This is a genomic window from Shewanella sp. KJ2020, from assembly GCF_024197625.1.
Lineage (GTDB): Bacteria > Pseudomonadota > Gammaproteobacteria > Enterobacterales > Shewanellaceae > Shewanella.
The window spans coordinates 26,726-47,497 of the sequence record NZ_JAKUKD010000015.1 but is presented as its reverse complement, the minus strand read 5'-3'; the positions used below and the strand labels follow the sequence as shown (position 1 = coordinate 47,497).

Annotated in this window: 16 protein-coding genes and 1 pseudogene; 6 read left to right on the top strand and 11 right to left on the bottom strand. The window is 47.6% G+C overall.

The features are described 5' to 3' along the window. The first annotated feature begins 122 nt into the window (after positions 1 to 122). Positions 123 to 2,393, top strand: coding sequence for a 5-methyltetrahydropteroyltriglutamate--homocysteine S-methyltransferase (gene metE, locus MJO46_RS09220; protein WP_253989053.1), 2,271 nt, complete (start codon positions 123 to 125; stop codon positions 2,391 to 2,393). A gap of 150 nt (positions 2,394 to 2,543) precedes the next feature. Here the strand turns inward: metE and queG are convergent, their stop codons facing one another. Beyond that, positions 2,544 to 3,746 (bottom strand): tRNA epoxyqueuosine(34) reductase QueG, encoded by a 1,203-nt coding sequence (gene queG, locus MJO46_RS09215; RefSeq protein WP_253989052.1) that lies wholly within the window; start codon positions 3,744 to 3,746, stop codon positions 2,544 to 2,546. Positions 3,747 to 3,900: 154 nt separating this feature from the next. Between queG and MJO46_RS09210 the strand changes: the two genes are divergently transcribed. Further along, positions 3,901 to 4,698 carry an ABC transporter substrate-binding protein gene (locus tag MJO46_RS09210; protein WP_253989051.1) on the top strand — a complete coding sequence of 266 codons (798 nt, stop codon included), beginning with the start codon at positions 3,901 to 3,903 and terminating at the stop codon, positions 4,696 to 4,698. Between the two features lie 3 nt (positions 4,699 to 4,701). Here MJO46_RS09210 and MJO46_RS09205 read toward each other — a convergent pair whose 3' ends face one another. Further along, positions 4,702 to 6,627 carry a GGDEF domain-containing protein gene (locus MJO46_RS09205; protein WP_253989050.1) on the bottom strand — a complete coding sequence of 642 codons (1,926 nt, stop codon included), beginning with the start codon at positions 6,625 to 6,627 and terminating at the stop codon, positions 4,702 to 4,704. Positions 6,628 to 6,783: 156 nt separating this feature from the next. Here MJO46_RS09205 and MJO46_RS09200 point away from each other — a divergent pair, with 156 nt between their 5' ends. Beyond that, positions 6,784 to 7,308, top strand: coding sequence for a phosphatase PAP2 family protein (locus MJO46_RS09200; RefSeq protein WP_198780996.1), 525 nt, complete (start codon positions 6,784 to 6,786; stop codon positions 7,306 to 7,308). A gap of 32 nt (positions 7,309 to 7,340) precedes the next feature. After that, positions 7,341 to 7,775 carry a DUF3069 domain-containing protein gene (locus tag MJO46_RS09195; RefSeq protein WP_253989049.1) on the top strand — a complete coding sequence of 145 codons (435 nt, stop codon included), beginning with the start codon at positions 7,341 to 7,343 and terminating at the stop codon, positions 7,773 to 7,775. A 75-nt stretch (positions 7,776 to 7,850) separates the two neighbouring features. Here the strand turns inward: MJO46_RS09195 and MJO46_RS09190 are convergent, their stop codons facing one another. The 4 genes from MJO46_RS09190 to MJO46_RS09175 form a co-directional block, all read right to left on the bottom strand. After that, positions 7,851 to 9,539, bottom strand: coding sequence for an NAD-dependent malic enzyme (locus MJO46_RS09190; RefSeq protein ID WP_253989048.1), 1,689 nt, complete (start codon positions 9,537 to 9,539; stop codon positions 7,851 to 7,853). Positions 9,540 to 9,799: 260 nt separating this feature from the next. Continuing rightward, a complete protein-coding gene (locus MJO46_RS09185; protein WP_253989047.1) occupies positions 9,800 to 10,264 on the bottom strand; it encodes a DUF1456 family protein in 465 nt (154 codons plus the stop codon). Between the two features lie 148 nt (positions 10,265 to 10,412). Then, entirely contained in the window at positions 10,413 to 11,699 is a 1,287-nt protein-coding gene (locus MJO46_RS09180) for an Nramp family divalent metal transporter (protein WP_253989046.1), read from the bottom strand. A 90-nt stretch (positions 11,700 to 11,789) separates the two neighbouring features. After that, positions 11,790 to 12,329 (bottom strand): PH domain-containing protein, encoded by a 540-nt coding sequence (locus MJO46_RS09175; RefSeq protein WP_253989045.1) that lies wholly within the window; start codon positions 12,327 to 12,329, stop codon positions 11,790 to 11,792. Positions 12,330 to 12,535: 206 nt separating this feature from the next. Between MJO46_RS09175 and MJO46_RS09170 the strand changes: the two genes are divergently transcribed. Further along, complete coding sequence (locus MJO46_RS09170; RefSeq protein WP_253989044.1) at positions 12,536 to 15,121, top strand: TonB-dependent siderophore receptor; 2,586 nt, start codon at positions 12,536 to 12,538, stop codon at positions 15,119 to 15,121. 112 nt (positions 15,122 to 15,233) lie between these two features. Here MJO46_RS09170 and MJO46_RS09165 read toward each other — a convergent pair whose 3' ends face one another. From MJO46_RS09165 to MJO46_RS09145, 5 genes and pseudogenes are all read right to left on the bottom strand, one after another. Further along, complete coding sequence (locus tag MJO46_RS09165; protein ID WP_198780989.1) at positions 15,234 to 15,734, bottom strand: DUF4447 family protein; 501 nt, start codon at positions 15,732 to 15,734, stop codon at positions 15,234 to 15,236. Between the two features lie 31 nt (positions 15,735 to 15,765). Further along, positions 15,766 to 16,173 (bottom strand): SMI1/KNR4 family protein, encoded by a 408-nt coding sequence (locus MJO46_RS09160; RefSeq protein ID WP_007645391.1) that lies wholly within the window; start codon positions 16,171 to 16,173, stop codon positions 15,766 to 15,768. 241 nt (positions 16,174 to 16,414) lie between these two features. Further along, positions 16,415 to 17,200, bottom strand: a complete 786-nt coding sequence (locus MJO46_RS09155; RefSeq protein ID WP_253989043.1) for a RelA/SpoT domain-containing protein — start codon at positions 17,198 to 17,200, stop codon at positions 16,415 to 16,417. Between the two features lie 212 nt (positions 17,201 to 17,412). Then, a complete protein-coding gene (locus tag MJO46_RS09150; protein ID WP_253989042.1) occupies positions 17,413 to 19,503 on the bottom strand; it encodes a M13 family metallopeptidase in 2,091 nt (696 codons plus the stop codon). Positions 19,504 to 19,767: 264 nt separating this feature from the next. Next, positions 19,768 to 19,959: pseudogene (locus MJO46_RS09145) on the bottom strand (sugar O-acetyltransferase); the annotation flags it as partial. Between the two features lie 68 nt (positions 19,960 to 20,027). Here MJO46_RS09145 and rsuA point away from each other — a divergent pair. Further along, positions 20,028 to 20,768 carry a 16S rRNA pseudouridine(516) synthase RsuA gene (rsuA, locus tag MJO46_RS09140; RefSeq protein WP_253989285.1) on the top strand — a complete coding sequence of 247 codons (741 nt, stop codon included), beginning with the start codon at positions 20,028 to 20,030 and terminating at the stop codon, positions 20,766 to 20,768. The last annotated feature ends 4 nt before the right edge of the window (positions 20,769 to 20,772 follow it).

Genomic DNA, 20,772 nt, shown 5'->3' with positions numbered 1-20,772 from the left:
TCTAGACGTCCAGACGCCCATTGTGATTTATCTAGGCTTAAATGCGAAAAGTTGCCAAGAAAACACCATCGACTGGGTGCAAGTGCCGAATATGGCTTATCTCAAATAAAGGAAGATATGGTATGCAATTAAACAGTCTTGGGTTTCCCCGTATCGGGCGTCGTCGTGAACTGAAGTTTGCCCTCGAAAAATACTGGCGCGGTGAGAGCACTCAAGCCGAGCTGCATGAAGTGGCTAAGGAGTTGCGCCGCACCCATTGGCAATGGCAAGTGGCTGCGGGGATTGAGCAAGTACCAGTGGGTGATTTTGCCTTTTACGATCAAGTGTTAACCCTGAGTGCGACCCTTAACGCCATTCCTGATCGCCACCGCGGTGAAGGTGCTATCGATCTCGATACCTTATTCCGCGTTGCCCGTGGCCGTGCGCCAAGTGGCGCCGATGCGCCAGCCTCGGAAATGACTAAGTATTTCAACACTAACTATCACTACTTAGTGCCAGAGCTTAAGCAAGACCAAGAGTTCTCTATCGCCTATGAGCAGTTTTTTGATGAAGTGGCCGAGGCACAGGCACTGGGTTATCAGGCCAAGCCCGTGTTATTAGGCCCCGTGAGTTACTTGTATCTGGCGAAAACCGTTGGCCAAGATTTCGATAAACTGAGTTTATTGCCTAATTTATTAAAGACTTATACCGACATTCTTGCGCGTTTTGCTGCGCAGGGCGTGACTTGGGTGCAACTTGAAGAGCCAATCCTCGCACTCGAATTGACTAATGAGTGGCAAGCGGCGATTAGCCAAGCCTATCAAGCGCTTAAAACGGCTCAAGTGAAGATTTTACTCACGAGTTACTATGGCTGCATTAGCCATCATCAGGCTTTGGTATCCGCGCTGCCTGTTGCCGGTCTGCACTTAGATTTAGTGACTGCGCCTGAGCAATTGACCTTGTTTGCCAATGCCTTAAGACCAGATCAAATTCTGTCTGTTGGTGTAATCAATGGCCGCAATGTGTGGGCGGCAGAGGTTGATCAGATTGTCGAGCGCATAGGCAGTGTTGCCAGAGACTTAGGCCAGCGTTTATGGATTGGCACCTCCTGTTCACTCCTTCACAGCCCTGTGGATTTAGAGGTGGAGACAACGCTCGCCCCGATGCTACGTCAGCAGCTCGCGTTTGCTAAGCAAAAGCTGTTGGAATTGGCTAATGTGCGCCAATTGTTGCAGGCCCCTGAGTCTCTCGCGGCCAAAGAGATAGTGAACACCTGTTTGGCACGCCGTGAGGCCAAGGCGCAGGCGGCGGATGCTAAAGTGATCGCCCGTGTTGCGGCACTCACTCAAGCCGATTATGAGCGTGTGAGTGAGTTTAGTGAGCGCCAAGCGGTGCAGCAGCGTAAGTATCGTTTGCCATTGTTGCCAACGACTACCATCGGCTCATTCCCACAAACACCGGCAATCCGCGGACTACGTAGCCGCTGGCGCAAGGGTGAGCTAAGCGATGCCCAATATACCGAGCAGTTGCAGCAAGTGACCCGAGATACTATTGATCGCCAGCTTAAACTTGGTATCGATGTGCTAGTGCACGGTGAGGCCGAGCGCAATGATATGGTGGAATACTTCGGTGAGCAGCTCGAAGGTGTGGGCTTTACCAAAAATGGTTGGGTGCAGAGCTATGGTTCTCGCTGTGTTAAGCCACCATTGATTTATGGTGATGTGAGTCGCCCTAAGGCCATGACGGTTGATTGGGCTGAGTTTGCCCAGAGTCTTACCGACAAGCCTGTCAAAGGCATGTTAACGGGTCCGGTGACGATTCTGCATTGGTCGTTTGCCCGTGAAGATATCGGCCGCGATACCATAGCCACCCAATTGGCGCTGGCGATTCGTGATGAAGTGGTGGATTTACAAAATGCGGGCATTGGCATTATTCAAATTGATGAGCCCGCCTTCCGTGAAGGGTTGCCATTAAAACAAAGCGAGTGGCAGGCTTACTTAGATTGGGCGGTCAATGCCTTTAAACTGAGTGCGGCGGGTGTGGTGGATGAAACCCAAATCCACACTCACATGTGCTACAGCGAGTTTAATGACACTATTGCCGCGATTGCCGCCATGGATGCGGACGTGATCACCATAGAGACTTCGCGCTCACGCATGGAGCTGCTCAACGCCTTTGAAGATTTTGAATATCCAAATGAAATTGGCCCAGGCGTTTACGATATCCACTCGCCCAATACCCCAAGTGTTGAGGCCATGGTGCAGCTTATCGAAAAAGCTGCGCAAAAAGTGCCTGTGCGCCAACTTTGGGTTAACCCCGACTGCGGCCTTAAGACCCGCACTTGGGCTGAGGTAGAACCTGCGCTGAAGAACATGGTCGATGCGACCCGCGAATTGCGTCGCCGCCTTGGCTAAGGGTGTAGTTTTAGGAATTAGGCATTATCCATATAAAGCCAGATATTGATATATCTGGTTTTTTACTGCCATTTTAGATGGCTAGGAAAATTGAGCCTGAACTTGAACTTGAACTTGAACCTGAACCTGAACCTGAACCTGAACCTGAACTTAGGCATCCCGTGGTAAACCTTTCTCGATAATTCGCACTATGCGATCGGTTTTACGGCGGGCTTTTTGTTGGGCTGTTGCCTCGCTTTCAGCTAGGCGCAATAGCTGGGCTTTAAGTGCCCATTCGATATGCTCACGCACTATCTCATCGATATCTTCGCCGTCATTGCGGGCCTTAAGTGCGGTAATGATGTCGGGGGTTGTCGGAGCATTACCTAGCGCAACGGCGATATTTCTTAGCCAGCGTTTATGGCCGATGCGGCGAATAGCACTGCCCTCCGTGTATTTAAGAAACTCTGCTTCACTCCATGCAAAAAGGCTGAGAAGGTCGGGCTGTTTTAGTTGTGGACGAATATGGAAGTCGGTTTCTTCCGTAAGCGGCGCCTGGCGATTGATGGGGCAAACGAGTTGGCAATCATCACAACCGTAGATGCGATTGCCCATCAGTGGCCGTAATTCCTCTGGGATAGCACCCTGCAGTTCTATGGTGAGATAGGAAATACAACGTCGACCGTCGACCACATAGGGCTCGACAATCGCTCCCGTGGGGCAGGAGGTTATGCAGGCGACGCAAGTATTGCAGCCTTCGGCAATGGGGATATCCACAGGTAGGGGGAGATTGATCAGTAGTTCTCCTAAAAAGAACCAACTGCCCGCGTCATGGTTGAGTATGAGTGAGTGCTTACCCGTCCAGCCGATGCCAGCTTTTTTGGCTAAGGGCCGCTCGAGTATCGGAGCCGAATCGACAAAGGGGCGAAAATCGGCGGCATCGAAACCGAGATTAATTAATTCGGCGCTGATCTGATCCCCTAGCTTTTTAAGTCGAGCGCGGATCAATTTATGATAGTCGCGTCCTCCGGCATAGCGGGAAATATAACCTAGATTGGGGTCGGTAAGATTCGTGGCAAAGCCCGCTTCTGGGGGCAAATAATCCATACGTACCGTTATCACCCTCACAGTGCCTGGGTGCAATTCCTGTGGGCGCGCGCGCATCATTCCATGGTTTGCCATATAGGCCATTTCGCCGTGATAGCCCTTATCCAACCAAGCTTGAAGCTGGCTTTCCTGTGCTGTAAGGTCGGTGTCACAAATACCCACCTGTGCAAATCCGAGTGCTTTGCCCCATGTCTTTATCTGCAGTGCGAGCCTAGCGAGTTCGCGGGCATTGGGTGGGTTGGAGTTGCTATGGGTAACAATGGACATGAATGAAAAAAATGCGCTAGGTTTGATGGCGCTATGATAACAGTTTTCCTCCGTTGAGCACGATTTTCATCTGTCACAGTGAAGATAGGCGCTCCCTTGCAATGGGCATAGGTATATCTATGATTAGAGTAATTTCTGCCATTTTGGTAACCCTATGTTGAGTGTGTCGTTCTCAAGGCTCGGCTTGTTGGTGATGGGTCTGCTGCTCTTGTTGCCTAGCGATGGATCTGTGGCTGCGGAAAAATTGAAATTGGTCACCGAAGTGTGGCCGCCCATGAGCTATGAGCAAAATGGTATTCCCCAAGGGTTTGGCGTGGAGTTGGTTAATCTGCTACAGGCCAGATTAGGCCAGCAAGAGAAAATTGATGTGCTCCCTTGGGCTCGGGCTTATTCGATTGCCAGTTCCTCGGCCAATGTATTGCTGTTTGCGACCTCTATAGGGGATGAGCGTGAGAGCTTATTTGATTTTATTGGACCAATAGCAACCAGTAAGATCGCTTTATATGCCAGAGCTGACGATCCGATAACGATTAATCATTTAGCCGAGGTCAAAACTGCGGGCTTGGTGGGAGTTTACCGTGAGTCCGCAGGTGCCCAGTTATTAGCGTTATCTGGCGTTAATAACCTGCTCGTCGCCAGTTTTCCCCAGCAGTCTGCCAAACAATTATTATTTTCTCGGGTGCGTTTTTGGTGTCAGGCTGATCTTGCCGTCAAACATCTATTGGAGGAAATTGGGGCTAAGGAAGCAGATGTACAGCAAGTGTATGTGGTTTCGGAAATCAAACTGTATCTCGCCTTTTCGAAAGGGACTGCCGCCGAACTGGTGTTAAGTTGGCAGGCGGAGCTTGAAAAAATGAAGAATTCTGGCGAGTTTAGCCGTTTATATCAACATTGGTTTGGGGATTTACCACCGCCGTTAGAACATCAGATTTTTTGGCATAAAAATACTTAAGCCTTAAGCACAGGCATTGTCTGAGTCATCGTCCGGCTTATCATCTAAGCCATCGGCTAATTTTACGCAGTTTCTTCCCGCATGTTTAGCGGCATAGAGTGCCTTGTCTGCCCGCTTTAATAAGCTGGCAAAATCTTTATCTGGCGATTCTTTCCCTAGGGTGGCGACCCCGGCGCTCACTGTTAATGTCAGTTCATGGGGTAATTCTTGATGGCTGAATTCAGTGATTTTGTTTTGCAGTTGATGGGCAAGTTCCTTGGCACGCTGAGCATCGGTATTGGGCAGTAGGATCAAAAATTCTTCACCACCGATACGGCCTAGATGGTCTTTATTTCCCGTAAGGGCTTGGCCCGCATTGGCGATAGTGATCAGTGCCCGATCGCCAATTTCATGGCCAAAGTTATCGTTGATTTGCTTGAAATGATCCGCATCGAAAATAATCACCGAGAATGGGTGTTGCTGCTTTAACGCTTGCTGGAAATACTTGGCTGCTTGGGCATAAATATGCCGCCGATTCGGCAGTTGGGTCAGATAATCGGTTAGGGCAATGGCTTGCAGCTGGCGATTTCGATGTACTTGTTTATAGGCGAAAAGAGAGACTATAACGAGTATGCAGACAGTTAGCAGTAAGATGATGTATTGCAATGACTTATTCTGCTCAAGTAGGGCAAGTTCCTGCTCTTTAAGTGTTTGGTTTTCAATGAGCCTTTCATTTTCTAATGTTATGCGGCTGGTATCGAATTTAACTTTTAATTCAGTGGTTTGTAGGTCGAGTGAGTTGCCATCCACTTTTTTGGTGATAACCATAAATTCCTGTAATGCGCCATAGGCTGCGGGTAAATTATCCATGGCGGCATACACTTCACTCTTTAACTGCAGGAGCTGAACCAATCCCCGATCATTTTGCAGGGAACGAAAGGCTTCTTCTCCTTCTGTTAGCTCGATAAGGGCCTCGGCATAGTGACCCCGTTTAAATTGGATCTCCCCCATAAACAGTTTCATAAAACTGTAGGCTGTAGGTTCATTTTCGGTGATAACCGCCGCAGCTTCGGCCAAATAACGCTCGGCTTCGTCGAGGCGATTGAGTTGAATTAAGCTGTATGCAATATTCGTCGCGGCAATGGCGGCGGCAACCGTCTTTTGATGTTCCTTATAGTAACGGTAACTTATCAGAAATTGTTCTATCGCTTGTTGGTGCTCACCGAGTTCATCTAAGGCTAAGCCAATATCTGAGATGACTAAGATTGCTTGGTCTTGGTTGTTGTTTTTTAAATAAACATCTTTAAGTTTATTGTAATAACGAATGGCGCTCTGGGGATCGCCGTAGCGTCTAAAGCTGGTGGCTACATCGGCAAGGTTGAAATTGGCCCAGCCCGTTAAATTCAATGATTCGTACAGATCCTGCGCTGTCACTAGATCTTCTAATGCCGAAGAAAAATCACCAATATAAGAATGTAGGGCGCCACGAAGGCTGCGCGAGTCGGCGATAAGCTTTAGATCTTCATACTCATAGGCGCGTTTCACGCTCAGATCGTAGCCTTTCATCGCGCCCTTTATATCGCCGCTTAACTGCAAATACCAAGCATGGCAGAGGGTTAAGTCTGTGACATAGTGAGGGCTGGCGCTTGAGGGGATATTGGCAAGGGCGTGGGTCGTATAGGCAAGCGCTGAATTCACCTCCTGCTCAGTTGCCGCGGCCTGATTCCAGCATTTTAACAACTGCAATTTTTCGGTTCGAATCACATCATCGGCGGGGATCAGTTTGCTTAGCTGCGCAATATCTTCTTTGACTGCCTCAGGTGTCATGGTTTCGCCGCGGTCATGCTTTGCAAATATTTTATCAACCAGTGTTTTTTCTTCGGCCATGGCAAAGGGTTGCGTAAAGAGTAGCAACAAAAGGAGTGATAAATAGCGCACTGGATGTGACAAAGTGAATAATTCCTATCCGCGTTGAAATCAATAGCTAATCATCATCTTAGCATAGTCTTTTTCATCACAGCTGATATAAAACAAGTACAATTTTGCATTCCCGTGACTATCAAGGTATAAACGTCGCCTTGGAATTTACCCGAAAAGGAATCATCGGTGAAAAAGTTATTTTGTGTACTGTTAGTCATTCTCAGTGGCACCAGTTGGGCCAGCTCAGATTTAGAAACTTCGGGCGATGTACTGCATTTAATGCTGCCAGCTACGGCGATGGGTGCCACCTTATTCTATGAGGACGGCTACGATGGCAGTTGGCAATTAATACAGGCGGCGGTATCGAGCCGTTTAGTGGTCGAAGGCCTAAAATATGGGGTGAGTAAGGACAGGCCCGATGGCAGTGGCGATGACTCTTTTCCATCGGGCCACACCTCGGATAGCTTTATGGCGGCGACCTTTATCCAGCAGCGTTATGGTTGGCAATATGGTTTACCCGCCTATATCGTCGCCTCCTACGTAGGTTACACTCGAGTCGCGAGTGATCAACATTATTTAGAAGATGTGCTCGCGGGTGCCGCCATTGGGGCATTAGCGGGTTGGTATTTTACTGACCCCTATAAAGGGATTACAGTGACGCCCTTAGCGGGTAATGGGATTTACGGCGTGTATATTAGTGGCCGGTTTTAGCCACTGTCATTAGTCAAGATTAGAGAGTGTTTATGAGCGAATTATCAGCCGCTTATCGTGAAACTGCCGAGCAGATTTCCCACAATGTTGCCAATAAAGTGTTACCTATGGCGAAATTGCCCGAGAGCCTATTAGCGGCCTATCAAGGTTTATGTGCCGAGCTGTTAGAAGACAGAGAAGCTAAATTTAGCCAAGCTTGGGATGCGTTGCCCGCCAGTGCGCGTAATCTCATGTCACAGGCAGAGTTCCACGGTTTTTATATTGCCAACGCTTGGTTGCAATTAAGCCGAGTCGCGCAGGAAATTTCTGAGCAGGCGGATACGGACGAAGCGATTAACGAGAAGGAATACAACGGGATATTTATCCGTTTGGCCGATGAGTCGCTCAAGGAAAGCCTGCGTAAGTTGAAAAAGGCCCGCACCGATCGTTCTATGCTCAATAGCTTTAAACAGGTGATGGCGCCTTAAGGCGGAAATATCCCGAGCAAGATAGCAAAAGCCCGTCATTTGACGGGCTTTTTACTTAGCGTTGAAGCTCAACTGTTAGAACGAGGTACGCTTATAGCGGCGGTATTCTGGTTTCCAGAAATTACCTTCAATTGACTGCTGCAAAATCTCATCGCTCATTGGCAGTGTAAGGCCTTGTTCTACCGCCACTTTACCGACGGCAAAGGCAATATGCTTACTGACGGCATGAATATCTTCAAGTTTTGGCAGTAATGGACCGTTGCCATTAATGGCCAAAGGTGAGCATTCGGCGAGGGCGCGGCTCGAGGCCATTAGCATGGCGTCCGATACATGGCGTGCCCCAGAGGCTAGTACACCTAAACCAATACCAGGGAAGATAAAGCTATTGTTACACTGGGCTATCTCATAGGTTTCACCCTCGACAACCACTGGCTCAAATGGGCTACCTGTGGCGACTAAGGCTTGACCTGAAGTCCAATGTAAAATGTCTTTTGGTGTCGCTTCGACGCGGCTTGTTGGGTTAGACAGCGGGAAAATAATCGGCCGAGCACAGTGACTGTGCATAGCGCGGATAATTTCCTCGGTGAAAAGTCCCGGTGCACCAGACACTCCAATCAGCACTGTGGGTTTAGCGTTATTTACGACATCGAGCAGTGAAATATTGTCGCTAAAGTTGTTCCAGTTGCTGATGTTGGCACATTTCTGTGCCAGTTTTTGCTGGAAGGGCAACAGGTTAGGCATGTTGTCCAGCAGCAGTCCCCAGCGGTCAACCATACAGACTTGGCTGCGTGCTTGCTCGTCGCTTATTCCCTCGGACACCATCTGGGCAACGATAGCTTCGGCAATACCACAGCCCGCGCTACCCGCGCCTAAGAAGGCAATGCGCTGTTGATTCAGTTCAGTCCCCGCGGCTTTACAGGCGGCGAGTAAGGAGCCGACAGTGACAGCTGCAGTGCCTTGAATATCATCGTTAAAGCAGCAGTAACGATCCTTATAACGCTCAAGGATTGGCATCGCATTCTTTTGGGCGAAGTCTTCAAATTGGATCAGGGTATCTGGCCAGCGTACATGTACGGCTTGCATAAAGGCTTCGATAAACTCGGCATATTCTTCGCCGCCAATACGGGGATGGCGCCAACCCATGTACATAGGATCTTCCAACAATTGTGGATTGTCAGTGCCTACGTCTAAGGTGATGGGCAGGGTATATGCGGGGCTTATCCCACCACAGCTAGTGTAGAGCGACAACTTACCAATAGGGATCCCCATGCCGCCAATGCCCTGATCGCCTAAACCTAAGATACGTTCACCGTCGGTCACAACGATGATCTTCACTTTTTGGCGCGTCGAGTTGTTGAGGATGTCGTCGATTCTGTCTTTATTCGGGTAAGAGATGAACAGACCGCGGTTACGGCGATAGTTTTTCGAGAAGCGCTCACAGGCCAAACCTACCGTCGGGGTGTAGATGATTGGCATCATTTCACTGATGTGATTTTGCACTAAACGATAAAACAGCGTCTCGTTGGTGTCTTGGATATTGCGTAGATAAATATGCTTATCGAGATCGTTATTGAAACTTCTGAACTGATCGTAGGCGCGCGACGCCTGTTCTTCAATCGTTTCAATGGCGTAGGGGACTAAGCCTTCGAGGTTAAAGAAAATTCGCTCTTCTTCAGAAAATGCACTGCCCTTGTTAATCAATGGGGCTTCAAGAATGGCAGGTCCTGCAAACGGAAGATAGAGGGGGCGTTTATTATCGTCCATGGGTAACCTTTTAGTTATTGTGTAAGTGGTTCGATACGTGCTGTAAGTCACGTAAGGTTATCATGAAATGTGATCTTTGTTGCCCGTGTCGTGAGGTATTTGTGGTTTTTTTTGCACCACCGCCAAGTACCCTTGTTTAAAACGAGATGTTGTAAAGCGATTGGCGGTGAATTTTTATGGTTTTAGGCCGTTTATGGGCAGAGGACATAAACAAAAAACGCAGCCTAGGCTGCGTTTGATTTTATCGACAAAACTGCGCGTTATGCGCCGCGATACTTGAGGGATAAACCCCGGATAAAGTTACGCAGAATTTGATCGCCACACTCTTTGAAGTTCTTATGATCTGGGTTTCTAAAGAGGGCACTCAGTTCTGATTTTGACATTTGCACTTCGGCGAGTGCGAGAGTTGCCACTATATCTTCTTCACGCATTTCGAGGGCGACTCTGAGCTTTTTGAAGATTAAGTTGTTATTTAAGCGTGACACAGGCTTTGGTATTTCAGCCCCTTCACGTAAACCACGTTTCTCTATGATAAGACCATCTAAAAACTGACATAGTGTCGTGTCGTTGCAAGCCTTATAACCTTCTTCCTCTTCTTTACGCAGAAGATTAATCATCTCTTCGACGGGCACTTCTTTTCCGGCTTTGGCAAAAATTTTAATCATTTTGGCATTGCTGAAATCAAGCACGAAGCGCAAACGGCGCAAAATATCATTGTTAATCATGGTCATCTCTTGGCGCGGCTGCGCTGTCTGGTTTAAGAGCCGACATTATATACTTAAAGTAACAGAAAAGCAGGAAAGTCTAGTGCGGATGATTTTGCGGCTGTGCGGCATGAACCCTAGTCGATGGCTCATGCTTCAGTTTGTCAAACTACACTTTAACCGCTAGGTACCAGTAAATAAAAAGCACAGCAAAAATAAGTAAATAGCTTAAACCAAACCAAGATAGCAGCTTCATTTTAAGGCCGTATCTGTCATTCTCTGGGAGTTGTGTGCTGGTCATTAAGCGGTAGTTTAGCCACGCAAAAACGACCGTGGTCATAAAGGCTAAAATCATTACAAATTCGAGCAGGGGCAGTAATGCCCCCTTAAAGAACAGGATCAGTAATAAACCTAGGGCGCTCACGGCAAGCATTATTCCTGTGAGCGCTCGGTCGTTACTTTTATCGAGGGATGCGGGGCGAGCCAATAAGCGCCAGCCCATATCTAAGGTGCGACTGTAGCCATCGATAACGGTAACAGTTGTGCTGAATATGCATAAAAAGGCTACTATACCAATAAGATAGCGACTATCTTCACCCATGGCTTGGCTATATAAATTAATCAACTGCTGGGCAAATTGCGCACCAGAATCAGAGAACCGCTCACCACTGCCGTGCATCACCAATGCGCCAAGTGCGAGGAATACGATGGCGAGGAGCGCGGTGACTATATAGCCCAGATTGAAATCCAGTAGGGCTTGGGATTTAGTGACTTGTTCGGTTTTTTGTTTTTCGAGTAGCCAGAGTGAGTTCCAGGCGCTGACCTCAATGGGAGCCGGCATCCATCCCATCATAGCGACAAGAAAACCCACATAGGCCCATTGCCAAGGTGAGGGAGAAACAAAATTGCTCGCTAATGGCTGAGCATGATCCCACGCTAATGTGGCGGCAATTAATGTGGTGAGCGTCAGGGCGAACATAATGATTTTAGTCAGTTTATCTAGCAGTCGATAGTGACCAAGAATAAGTAAAATCAATGAACTGATTAACACTAACAGGGCCAACCAATCAATCGGTAGTGGGATAAATTGCGTCAGCATGGCAGCCGTTAGCATGCAAACGCCCGCCGTACTGGCGATGGCGGCAATTACATTGAGTCCCGTAAACAACCAGAGGTAACCACGGCCTTGTTTTAAGTAACCGTGCAGTAAACTTTCTCCCGTGGCGGCTGTGTAACGTGCTCCAGCTGCAAAGAAGGGGTATTTCAATAAATTCACCCCTAAAATAACCCAAGCGAGTTGCCAGCCAAATTCGGCCCCTGCACGGGTTGAGGCAACTAAGTGGGATGCACCAATGGCTGCCGCGGCCATCAAGACGCCGGGGCCCATGGCCTTGATGCCGAGGGCCAGTCGGGTGGACCAATTGGTTACGGGAGCGGTTATTGCAGATTGAGTCATGTCGTTATCTAATATTGCCTATTTGATGGGGTGCCATTCGATATATTTTTTATCAATTGGTTATTAATCAATTTTGTAGAAAACCCTGGGCTAACCACCGAGTTTTTGGCTTAGTAGGGCTTCAATCCGTTTTAAGCTCGCCGTGATTTCTGCCACATTATGAATAAGCGGATCATGGGGCGCTAAGGTGGAATTAGCCTGGGAAGCTTGGGGGCTCAGCCGTTCTTTCTGTGTTAGTACTAAGGTCCTAAACTTTGGTGCATCGACCACGCCAACTAAGCTAATCAAGGCCCCCGAACCCGATTGGCCTGCCGTCTCAACGGTTAATTTATACAGGCCCATAAGTCGCATTATCGGGCCTTGGATCAGTGCCATATCGGTAATTTTATCTAAGGGAACCGTGTTTTCGGTGCGGGTTAATATGCCCCTGCATACGATAAGCTTATTGTTCGTTAAGCGTGCGCTCATATTGCTAATATAACGACGTGTTCCCCATAATCCAATTGGAAACCATAGTAATAACAAAGGAATGCCTATAATGCTTAGGCTGAAATAGGCCGCCCCAGAGAGTAGCCAATACCAGCCTAAATTATCCTCAAATTCTGCTTCATAAATGATCTTGTCTTCCATAGGTGTCTCTTCAGTCCTGTATGCGCGCATCGCTATCTTGGAATATCTTGCTGGAAAAATACATCATTTTAATATGTAACAAAAGTTTAACTTTTTTCAGTCCCCCATTGACTTTGGCTTGTAACCCATTACCTTGTAATTGTTAAATTTAGGTTTCAATTAAGTAAATATAATTTTAATAAAAACAATATTACTAGGGAATGTATATGAAAAGACCTCAAATTCTACCCAGTGCTTGCGCAATTGCGATTGCCATGGCATTTGCCCCAACTGTTGCCCATGCCGCTGATAACGGTGCAGAAAAAGTTGAACGTATTGAAGTAACAGGCTCTCGTATTAAGCGAACGGATATCGAAGGGCCTTCACCCATTCAGTCGATCAGTAAAGATGATATCGCCAATATGGGCTTTGATAACCTGCAGCAATTACTCGAACGTATGCCTGCAAACGGCGCCGGTGCCTTTTCAACCCGTGGTAACAGCCAAGATTCTACCGCCAACGGTGGCGCGTCTATCAGTTTGCGCGGCTTAGGCCCAGATGCAACACTGGTGCTCATTAACGGTCGCCGTGTGGCGGCGAGTGCTTTTGCCGAAGGTATTACTAATTCCTTCGTCGATATTAACAATATCCCCGTTTCCGCCATTGAACGTATCGATATTCTTAAGGATGGTGCTTCGGCGATTTATGGCTCCGATGCGATAGCGGGTGTGGTGAACATAGTTCTGAAGAAAGATATTGAGGGTATTGAGGTTAACGTCGGTTACGGTGAGACCTCGGGTACAGGTTATGATGAAACCACGGCCAATTTAGTTTGGGGTATAAAGGCCGATAAGGGCAGTGCCTCGGTTATTCTCGATTACTTTAAAAACGATACGCTTTCAGCGACGGACTTAGGGCGTTTTGGCGTTGCCAATCAAACGCCTTACGGCGGTGAAGATTTCCGTTCTTCTCGCGGTTTTCCTGGCTACTTTTATGTTGATGGCGTGAAAACCATCGATCCTGCTTGTCCTGCAGATAGTGCAACCGCAAGCGGCAGCTGTCTATTTGAATATGGTCCATACAATCTGATTGCACCCGCGGCGGAACGTATCGGCGCTATTGGCCAATTTGACTATCACTTTAACGATGATTTAACCGCTTTCCTCGAACTTGCTGCACAGCACAATACTTCGATTGCGGGCGGGGCACCAACGCCACTCGATGAGGATGCAGGCTTAACGGTTCCTGGTACACATCCTGACAACCCTTGGGGCAAAGATATCGAAATTGGTCGTTTCCGTACCGTGGATGCGGGAGCCCGCCGTTGGGATATTGAATCCGATACTCTACGCATAGTGGCGGGTTTACGTGGCACAGTAAAAGAATGGGATTGGGAGGCCACAGTACAACGTGGGCGCAGCGAATCAACCCAAACGGGCGATCGTAGCCAAGGTTGGGTGAGGACCGATTATCTTCAGGCTGAAATCGATGCGGGCCGTTACAACCCATTCGGTGGCACTATGAATTCCCAGGAAGTGATCGATGCCATTACCACTAGCCTAGTGCGTCAAGGTTTATCCACTATGACCTCCTATGCAGCCAATATCACTGGCCAAGCCTTCACGCTGGCCGACCGCGATATCATGATGGCGGCGGGTGTTGAATACCGTGAAGAAAGCGTGAGTGATATCCCCGATGAGCAATTCCAACGTGGATTGATTTTCGGTACTGAAGCCGTATCTGCCGCCGCATCTCGCGATCAGTATGCGGGTTATGTGGAGTTTTCTATTCCGGTTACCGAGAGTTTCGAATTACAACTCGCTGGCCGATATGACCACTATAGCGATTTCGGCTCAACGACGAATCCTAAGGTTGCTTTCCAATGGGGGATTACCGATGAACTCACTACCCGTGGTTCTTGGTCTACGGGGTTCCGCGCTCCGTCATTGGCACAAATCGGTTTAGGCCCTTCACGTGAAAGTAGTTTCTTTATCGATACTTACCGCTGCGCTGCCGATGGTGTTGATTGTGAAGCATTGGATTACAACACTGAGTTCCAAGGTAACTCTGACTTAGATGCTGAAGAATCAGAGACTTGGAACGTCGGCATGATCTGGGCACCTAGCCAGCAGTTCGATATAGGTTTTGATATCTTCAGTATCACTCAGGATAATAAGATTGATAAGCAGCCATTGGGCGATATTTATACTGCGAACTGTAATGACCAAAGCAGCACAGTGTGTGAGCGTTTAACACCACAGGCGGGTCAAACCTTAGGTCCTATCAGTATTATCCACTCCAGCTTTATCAACTTAAGCTCACAGGATGTGCAAGGCGCGGATATTTCAACCCACTACGGACTCGAATTGGATTCTTTTGGTGATTTGAAATTTGGCCTAGAGTACAGCTACTTACATAATTTCGAGAAAGATGGCCTCGAGTACACTGGCGAGTACAAGTTCCCTCAACACCGTTGGTTGCTGACCAACAATTGGACTATGGATAACTTTGCTGCCAACGTGAACGTAAGTTATATCGGTGAATTTGAAGATACACCCGATATTGACTTTGATGGCGTGCTTGACTTTGAAAGCAATACATCACGTACGATTGATGCGCAGATATTAGTTGATATGTCAGGATCTTATCGCTTTAATGAGATGTTCAAACTGACTTTAGGTGTGAACAACGTATTCGATGAAGAGCCACCCTTCGCCATCGGTGACGGTGATACCGACCTCTATGGTTATGTGATTTCTGTGCACAACCCAATGGGACGTTATATCTACACCAAACTGACGATGAATTTCTAATCTAAGGTTAACTTAGCTCATGCTATGCAGTGTTAGCTAAGAGTGTTGCGGGATAAAAAACGGCGCCTAGTGCGCCGTTTTTTTATGGATGCTCCTAGCCGTACATTGGGTATTAGAGCTGAGTGGCTGCCCATTTAGCGCGGCTTTCACGGCTTTCGCTTAAGCCATTTTGCTCACGGTAAGCCTTATAGGCTTCCACATCTAAGGCAATTAGGCTGACATCCACTTCGAGTACTAGCTTACATTCCTTTTTGATCCGCCAAGCGGCAGTGTTATATAACTCGGTCAGCGGCAGTGAGCTTAAAAATTCCGGATTATATTGGGTGTAAATCCCTTGGGTAGGATAGACCACAAAGGCGAGTCGACGTTTAGGTTCTTTCTTAAACAAGGCTTCGATACCATCGCTGGTATTGAGCACTTGCATCTCGATAATGTCATCAATTTCTAATAGTTTCTTCTGGGCCAGTTCCGGCACGGGCGACTCGCCGTTTTCCCAGGACAATACGTCGGCTTCGCTGTGATTGGTGAGTTGGCCTACCTGCGCCACACTAAGGCTAAGTGATTGGCGTAGGTAGCTCATTTCGATGGCATTCAAGCCAATATTTTTAGACATAATGCGGTTCTCAAGTTCGATATAAATAAGTTTAGTATTTAATTTTTAACCAAATATCTTCGACCCACTCCCAGAAGGATTCCCAATAGATATCGGCAAAGTCGCCATCCTTCCAAAAATGCACTTGGCCATCTTGGTCGATGCAGTAAAAATCGTCACCCAGCTGGCAGATGGCAATCATGTCCCTTGGCATACCGATTGACCAAGCATAGCAGGTCACTTCGGGTAAATAGGTGTGAGAATAGGGATCGGCCACAGTGACGGGTTCTATGGCGCCATAAATAACATCACTGGCATAGAGCAAGTATTCCTTTAACTCCCGCGGCAGCGAGATCAAAATTTGCTCTTCCACTTCGACCAATTGCTCGAATGTGGGCAATTCGAGCGGCACGGGCACGGTTTCACTGCGTTCTTGGAGCTGCTCAATAATATCGTGCATGGCGTTTCCTGACTGTGGCATTGGGCTGTGACTGGGACTATGGCGCGGGATTATATACCCAAGCCCCCCTTAGATGCGAATTTCAGAATACCTGGGGTATTAGATTCAAGATATGTTAATGGCTAAATGTTGGCCCGCATTTCAATGGACTCGAAATGACTCGGGATGGATTGTGAAAGTCTTAGCTAAAAAAAGCGCTGGTATCTTTGCAGATAACCAGCGCAAGAGTGGAAGCGGTTGCTTAAGCCACGGCGGCTCTTAATAAACTGGCTTTATCGACCCGTTTATAGTTAAGCCACGTCCTATGGTAGAGCTTATGTGATTCTTGGCGTAATTGGGCGATTTGCGCTAATTCAAACTCGCTTAAGGGGCGTTGTTGTTTGATGGCGTTGGCTTCAATTAATTGCACTTTTTCATAAACCTGATGCTCTGGACCACTTTTGATCTGGGCAATGTCCTTAAGGTGTAACTGGACTTCGGCAATCATACCTGTGCTGGGTAAACGCACCAGCAAGTTTAAGTCGCGGTAACCTGAGGCCTTAGGTTCGGCAAAACGGTTTTTCTGTTTAACGACTTGGGTATGTTCTGTGAGTATATGGTAAGCCTGCACCAGTTCTTGGATGCTATCAGTGACAATGCTGGCTCTGGCAAGATCGGTGAGTTGGCTGGCATCTCCATTAAATTTTGTCGCTACTTTTTCGGCGGCGCGTGGGTAACTTTTAACCGGGGGAATAATGACCTGTGAGCCTGACTGCACGGCGATGTTTTGCAGTAATTGGCCTAATTCCGCTTGGGCATAGTGGGCGTTGGCATATAAGCTTGCTAAGTCACTCGTGGCTTGGTGTGGTGTGTCGAAGGTTTGACTGCTAATGGCATAAAGACCTTCTAAATCGTGGCTATATGTCTGTCTTGCAGTGTAATTGCCACGTTCAGCGTCTGTATCATTGATATCGAGGGGATTGGCTACTGCGGCGCGGGTCGATAATAAGAGTAGAAAAATAAAAAAGGTACGAAATAACTTATTCATAACGGCCTACTTCCTTATTGAAGTGATACACATCACAGTGACCACCTTAGGCTGCTATGGCTTAATTAGAGCTGAATCAATGATGAAGCTTTATTCATCTTTATCTTCAGCTTATCCCTTTCGGCCGAGCCAATAAAAATGGCGCCACCCATTACAGGTCGCGCCATTTTGTGGCTCTGCCAAGAGGTGGCAGAGTGATCACTTAATTTGGCTTACCAAATTTTTACGCGTTTTTCTGGGGCGATATACATAGCATCACCGGGTTTTACATCATAGGTAGTGTAAAACTCTGGCATGTTGGATAACGCACCTAAGGCGCGGAATTCTGCAGGTGAGTGTGGATCGGTCGCTACACGGTTACGCAGTGCTTCTTCCTTGGCTTTGGCACGCCAAATTTGAGTGAAGCCGATGAAGAAACGTTGATCGCCAGTCAAACCGTCGATAACCGGTGCTTCTTTACCGTTCAGAGACTTCTTGTATGCGCGGTAAGCGATAGTCACACCCGATAAGTCACCGATGTTTTCGCCTAAGGTTAAACTGCCATTGACATGCAGATCGTCAAATACTGCGTAACCGTCGTACTGGGCGATCAGTGCTTTACCACGGGCTGAGAACTCTTCTAAGTCTTTCGCTGTCCACCAGTCGCGCATATTACCTTCGCCATCGAACTTAGCACCTTGGTCGTCGAAACCATGGCCCATTTCGTGACCGATAACCGCACCGATACCACCGTAGTTCACCGCATCGTCCGCTTCCATGTTGAAGAAAGGCGGTTGCAGAATAGCCGCAGGGAACACGATTTCATTCATGGTTGGGTTGTAGTAAGCATTAACCGTTTGTGGTGTCATGTGCCATTCATCTTTATCGATTGGCGCACCGAGTTTAGCCAGTGACTTAGCGTGTTCAACTTCGCTTGCACGTACCGCGTTACCGATTAAGTCATCGGCTTTGATGGTCAGCTTGCTGTAATCTTCCCATTTGTTGGGGTAACCAATTTTAGGGTTAAATTTGGCTAACTTATCCGCCGCAGCCACTTTAGTGCTCTCGCTCATCCAAGTCAGATCTTTGATGCTGTCGCCGTAAGCGCCACGCAGATTTTCAACTAGGGCTTGCATGCGGTCTTTGGCTTCAGGCGTAAAATGACGTTTTACATACACTTTACCGACGACTTCACCAAGAACAGCGTTAACAGCGGCTACACCGCGCTTCCAACGAGGCTCTTGTTCTTCTTGACCATTGAGGATTTTAGAGAAGAAGGCAAAGTTCTCGTTATCGAGTTCTTCACTTAAGTTGCTGGCGGCGTGGGTTAATACCTGCCATTGCATGTAGGTTTTCCAAGTAGCGAGATCCGTTGTTTTGAGGATTTCGTTTAGGCCTTGGATATAGCTAGGTTGATTAACGATAATATCGGTTTGCTTATCGGCACCTAAAGCGGCTAAGTAACCCGTCCAATCGATATCCGGCGCTAAGCTTGGTAGATCTTTGACTTGATACAGGTTATAGGATTTAGTGCTATCGCGGGTTTCAACCACATCCCAATGTTTAGCTGCAATGGCGGTTTCAAGTGCCAGGATGGCTTCTGCGCTAGCCTTAGGATTAGCAAGGCCTGCTAGGGTAAACATTTTTTCGATGTGGGCGACATAAGCCTTACGAATATTAACGAAACGCTCTGATTCGTTAAAGTAGTAGTCTTTTTCTGGCAGGCTTAGGCCGTATTGATACAGGTGAGTCGCGTAACGGCTAGAATTTTTCGCATCGATATCGATGTAGAAAGCCATTGGCGTACCCGCACCCATGATTTGGCTATGGGCGAAGTATTTAACCAGTTCGTTTTTATCTTTTAAGGCATTGATGGCATCAAATTCACCTTGGATTGGTGTCACGCCCAGTTTGTTGAGTGTGGCGGTATCCATAAATGAGCGATATAAATCGGCCACTTTTTGCTCGTCTGTACCCGCGGCTAAATTTGGTGTCGCAGCCACTTCTTCGATAATGGCTTTTACGTCATCACGGGATTTTTCACGTAGATCGTAAAAGGCGCCAATACTCGTGCGATCCCCTGGGATCTCTGTGTTTTTTAACCAAGTACCATTTACATATTTGTAGAAATCGTCCTGTGGACGAACCGCTTTATCAAAATGAGCAAATTCAATACCTGAGCCTAAGGCTTTTGTTACGGCGGCGGCAGTCGCGGATTTATTGATTTCTGCTTCTGGGGTTTTCACATCAGCGGTTTTGTCATTACAGGCAGTCAGTCCTGCAATAAGTGAGGCACATAGTCCCCCAATGAGTACTTTTCTCATGTCGTTTCCTTCGAGTTTATTATAGTGCCCATAATTGGGGCTTTTGATTGGCAAAAACTGGGATTGCTTCAGGCGCAATGAAACCTATGTTAATGCTTTAAGGGGAAGCTAAACAAGGTGATTACAGTTTTAATCGCGGATTTATCTTCAGTCATATGTAACTAAAGATTACCAGTTGTCGTATTCGCCTCTTCAACGCCAAAGTTACCGTATGCAAGCCTTTTCAGGTAAGCGAGCACTTAGTTTTATCTTTTATTAATGAGCTTAAATGAGTTGCCTGATGGGCTTTACTGGATTACCTGCGACCACGGTTTTGGTTGCCACATTTTTTGTAACTAGGGCTCCTGCGCCTATGATAGCGCCGCCACCAATCCATACCCGTTTACCGACCTTAATGGTTTTGGCGGTTTCTAACCCAGAGCAACGTAGCTCGGCATCGAGTGGATGACTCGAAGTTGCTGTCAATGCCTAAGGGCTAAATAGGAACACATCTCGCGTTCTGCAGCAATTCTTTGCCCTTTGTTATGCTCGGCCCCATAATACGGCAGTTTTCATTTATTAAGTTGAGTAATAACGTGCGTTTAGACAAATTTATCTGTGAAAGTACCTCGCTGACTCGAACACTGGCCAAAAAAGCTTTACACCGTGGCGATGTGAGTTGCGATGGCGTTATTGTCAAAGACTCGGGTTTTAAGGTGACCGAGGGCATGCAGATTTGCCTCGAAGGTGAGCCTATAACCTTAGTGGGCGAGCGCTATTTGATGCTGAATAAACCCGTCGATACCATTTGCTCAACCATAGATGAAGCCTATCCCTCTGTCTTGAGCCTGTTGGATCTGGCAAAACCTGAAACACTGCATATTGCCGGTCGTTTAGATGCCGATACCACAGGGCTAGTGTTGATCACGAGTGATGGCCAGTGGTCACACCGGATCACCTCTCCGAAAAAAGACTGCGGTAAGCGCTATTTAGTGCAATTAGCCGAACCCGTCGATGCGAGCTTAATCGAGGTTTTTGCTGCCGGTGTTGAACTTAGAAATGAAGAGGGACTGACCAAACCTGCGGTGCTTGAGATCATTGAACCTCAATGTGTACGCTTAACCATCACCGAAGGCAAATATCACCAAGTGAAGCGCATGTTCGCCGCGGTGGGAAACCATGTCGTAGGTTTACACCGTGAGAGTATTGGACAAATCGAGTTGGACCCGGATTTAGCCCCAGGGGAGTGGCGTTACTTAACCGCCGAAGAGATAGCTTCAATCTGAAAAG

What these genes read in the sequence shown, in the direction of transcription:
- MJO46_RS09150 (WP_253989042.1), bottom strand. Translation starts at nt 19,503, where the DNA reads ATGAGAAAAGTACTCATTGGGGGACTATGTGCCTCACTTATTGCAGGA.
- MJO46_RS09190 (WP_253989048.1), bottom strand. Translation starts at nt 9,539, where the DNA reads ATGGACGATAATAAACGCCCCCTCTATCTTCCGTTTGCAGGACCTGCC.
- MJO46_RS09180 (WP_253989046.1), bottom strand. Translation starts at nt 11,699, where the DNA reads ATGACTCAATCTGCAATAACCGCTCCCGTAACCAATTGGTCCACCCGA.
- MJO46_RS09185 (WP_253989047.1), bottom strand. Translation starts at nt 10,264, where the DNA reads ATGATTAACAATGATATTTTGCGCCGTTTGCGCTTCGTGCTTGATTTC.
- MJO46_RS09165 (WP_198780989.1), bottom strand. Translation starts at nt 15,734, where the DNA reads ATGTCTAAAAATATTGGCTTGAATGCCATCGAAATGAGCTACCTACGC.
- metE (WP_253989053.1), top strand. Translation starts at nt 123, where the DNA reads ATGCAATTAAACAGTCTTGGGTTTCCCCGTATCGGGCGTCGTCGTGAA.
- MJO46_RS09195 (WP_253989049.1), top strand. Translation starts at nt 7,341, where the DNA reads ATGAGCGAATTATCAGCCGCTTATCGTGAAACTGCCGAGCAGATTTCC.
- MJO46_RS09175 (WP_253989045.1), bottom strand. Translation starts at nt 12,329, where the DNA reads ATGGAAGACAAGATCATTTATGAAGCAGAATTTGAGGATAATTTAGGC.
- queG (WP_253989052.1), bottom strand. Translation starts at nt 3,746, where the DNA reads ATGTCCATTGTTACCCATAGCAACTCCAACCCACCCAATGCCCGCGAA.
- rsuA (WP_253989285.1), top strand. Translation starts at nt 20,028, where the DNA reads ATGCTCGGCCCCATAATACGGCAGTTTTCATTTATTAAGTTGAGTAAT.
- MJO46_RS09210 (WP_253989051.1), top strand. Translation starts at nt 3,901, where the DNA reads ATGTTGAGTGTGTCGTTCTCAAGGCTCGGCTTGTTGGTGATGGGTCTG.
- MJO46_RS09155 (WP_253989043.1), bottom strand. Translation starts at nt 17,200, where the DNA reads ATGAATAAGTTATTTCGTACCTTTTTTATTTTTCTACTCTTATTATCG.
- MJO46_RS09170 (WP_253989044.1), top strand. Translation starts at nt 12,536, where the DNA reads ATGAAAAGACCTCAAATTCTACCCAGTGCTTGCGCAATTGCGATTGCC.
- MJO46_RS09160 (WP_007645391.1), bottom strand. Translation starts at nt 16,173, where the DNA reads ATGCACGATATTATTGAGCAGCTCCAAGAACGCAGTGAAACCGTGCCC.